Annotated in this window: 2 protein-coding genes; both read right to left on the minus strand. The window is 47.8% G+C overall.

Features of this window, described 5'->3' with window-relative positions; genetic code table 11:
- Positions 1-143 precede the first annotated feature (143 nt).
- Positions 144-1,847, minus strand: coding sequence for a ribonuclease J (locus WC734_06560; GenBank protein ID MFA6198779.1), 1,704 nt, complete (start codon positions 1,845-1,847; stop codon positions 144-146).
- 534 nt (positions 1,848-2,381) lie between these two features.
- Positions 2,382-3,095, minus strand: coding sequence for a phosphoribosyltransferase family protein (locus WC734_06565; GenBank protein MFA6198780.1), 714 nt, complete (start codon positions 3,093-3,095; stop codon positions 2,382-2,384).
- Between the last annotated feature and the right edge of the window lie 62 nt (positions 3,096-3,157).

Consider the following 3,157-nt stretch of genomic DNA (forward strand, 5'->3'; position numbering starts at 1 on the left):
CTTAGTGTGTCGGGATGGTGTTGATCCATCGACAATAAAGCTAAACTTCAACGATAACGGGTAATACCATGGGCCGGCGCTCGTCCACCAAGAAGGCGGACTCGCTTAATTTGTACAGGCTAAGATGCTTTTAATGGGTAAGGCTACACTTCGACTATAACTGGCAGGACCATTGGTCGGCGCTCGGTTTGTTTGTACAAGAATTGGCCGATGTCGTCACGGATACTTGACTTAAGGTGGGTCCAGTTGGGTTCACCGCCATGGTTTTGACCAGCCTGTTTCTTCACGATCTTACTGATTTCCTTTTTAGTGTCGCGGACTAGCTGTTGCTGTTCTTTCATGTAGATAAAACCGCGGGAGATAATGTCTGGTTCTCCTACTACTTCGCCAGAGCGGCCGTTGATCATAGCAATAACTACGACCATACCGTCGGAAGCGAGGACTTGACGGTCTCTCAGGACAACGTTGCCGACATCACCGACACCGAGGCCGTCAACCATCACAAATTTAATGTCATACTTTTCTCCATTGAGACGGACTTTTTCTGGTGTTACTTCAACTACTTCGCCGTTGCTGGGCAGCATGATATTACCGCGGTTCATACCGTTGGCAACCGCCAGTTTGGCGTGTTCAGCTCGGTGGGAGAAGTACCCGTGGGCCGGAACAAGATATTTGGGCTGCATTAGATGGATCATATGCATCAAATCATCCCGGTGACCGTGTCCGCCAGAGTGAATATCCATCATTTTGTAGTGGAAGACTTCAGCACCTTGTTTATAGATTTGATCTTTTACTAGCTGTACGGACGCTTCATTGCCAGGGATAACGGATGAGGAGAAGATTACTACGTCGCCCGCTTGCAACTCTAAGGAGCGATGTTCCTTGTTAACGATACGCATTAATACGGCATTGTCTTCGCCTTGAGCACCGGTGCAGAGGATGAGGACTTTGTTGGGCGGCAGTTTATTGCTTTCTTCTGGCGTGATAATTGTTTCTTTACTGACTTTCATGAAGCCTATCTCACGGGCAATCTCTACGTTAGTCTTCATAGAGTACCCATCAATAGCAACCTTACGACCATGTTTTTCCGCGACAGCGATTAGTTGCTGGAGACGGTCAATCATTGAGGAGAAGGTAGCGGCGATGATGCGCTGTTGAGGATGGTCATCAAAGAGTTTGAAGAGATTGGTTTCGACGGTTGACTCAGATATAGAATGGCCTTCTCGTTCAGCCCCTGTTGAATCAGAGTACAAAACAGAGATACCCTTGTTGCCTAATTCCTGGATATGTTTTTCGTCAGCCGGCTGATCGTTAACTGGCTTGTTATCAAACTTGAAGTCACCGGTGAAGGCGATGGAGCCGGCCGGGGATCGGACAACTACACCGAAGGCATTGGGGACAGAATGATTAACGTGAAAGGGCTCAATGGTGAACTGGCCTAACTGGAAGGGTTTTGTGGTGTCGATAATTTTGACATTCGGCTTAGCATATTGGGGGAAATCATCCTGCCGTTTTTGAACCAGACGCATGGTGAATTCAGAGCCGTAAATGGGCGGATTACCCAGTTTTGGTAATAAGTGGGGAACAGCACCAAAATGGTCGTAGTGAGCATGAGTGATAATGACCCCTTTAATTTTCTTTTCTTTACCGTATAGCGGTGAAATGTCAGGAATAACATAATCGATACCGTACATTTGCTCGCCGGGAAACATTAATCCTAAGTCGATAACAACAATGTCATTTTTATATTCAACGGCGGCGGAATTGCGCCCGATTTCCTCAAGGCCACCTAAAGGGATCAAATACATCCCATCGGGATTGCGCGGCGGCTGTTTGATGTCGGGCAAATTTCGTGAACGAGAAGGCCCGAAGTGAACTGCTTTAGGATTTCGACGACCCTGGTGGGGTCGGCGAGGGGAGCGCTGGCGAGGTGGATTATGGCGGACTGGTTTAGGCTTTGATGCTGGTGCCACTTTGTGTGTGCCGTGAGTTTGGGTTGGGCGCACTGGTGGAGGCGGCGGAACAGGGTTGTTCGACGGACTCTTTGGTGATGTATTTGGTTGTATCATTTGATGATTAAAAAATTAGTTTTTTTGATGACAGGATATAACTAGGCTTCGGTAAACACATAAAGCAATAACGCTTTGTGCACTGTACTGGTCCTTACGTTGTTAGCCCGTCGATCGTAATAAGCGAAAAATCAGAGATTATGGCGTCTGAGCTTTCGTTTATGGCGATTAATCAATATATAGACTGTAGCAGAATGGCAGAGAATGTCAAATTGAAAAGTTAAATATGAGAAATTAATTGTTTAATAAGGCTAAAAAAATAAAAAAGGGTTCGCGGCGCGGTGGCTGCGGACCCTGAGAGAAAATGTGGGTTTAGGCTTTCTGGCGGGCGAGAAATTCTCGGCCTTTGCCGACGTCAGTATTGATCGGCACGCCATCTTTACAGCGTGGACAGTCGGCCTCGTCCCATGCATCCAGCTGCACATTGAGAAGGGCTTCCAGTCTGGGAACATCGGCTACGTCTTCGCGTTTGACACCACCGCGGTTGCAGAGAACACCAAGGCCAACAATATTGTCACTAATGGATTGCGTGGCCTCGACTACTCTCTTAGCAGAACCGCCAGTAGTGAGAACATCCTCTACTGCCAAGACGTTCTTGTCGACGACAAGCTTGTCGTAGCCACGTTTGATGACGAATTCTGGTTTCTTGATAACCAGTTCATCGCCTTGGCGGAGAGTGATTTCAATTGTCACCGTCATATCCTCATTGGCTTTGATGACAGATTGTTCATCTTTCTCAGCATAGATACCGAGAACGTCTTGGCGGGTGATCATAGAGAGATGAAATGCTACCCACTGGGAGAGAATGACGCCGCCGATAGCTGGAGCGATCACTACTTCTACATTGTTATCCGCGAATCGCTCCGCTATAGCGCGGCAGAGATGGGATGTCTCAATAGTATGCGGATAGACTGCGTCCTTGTTGATATAGGCTGTGCCGTGTTTGCCAGAGGTGTAGACGATATGGCTGTCGGTAATCACCGCGCCGGTACTACGCAGGGTTTGTTGGATTTCAGACTCTTTCATGGCTGATCTACCTTTCGATGCTGGTTAATGAGATCACGAAGTTTGACGGTTTCCTGACGGGC

The sequence above is a fragment of the Patescibacteria group bacterium genome, assembly GCA_041661625.1.
Taxonomy (GTDB): Bacteria; Patescibacteriota; Patescibacteriia; order JAHIZJ01; family JAHIZJ01; genus JBAZUB01.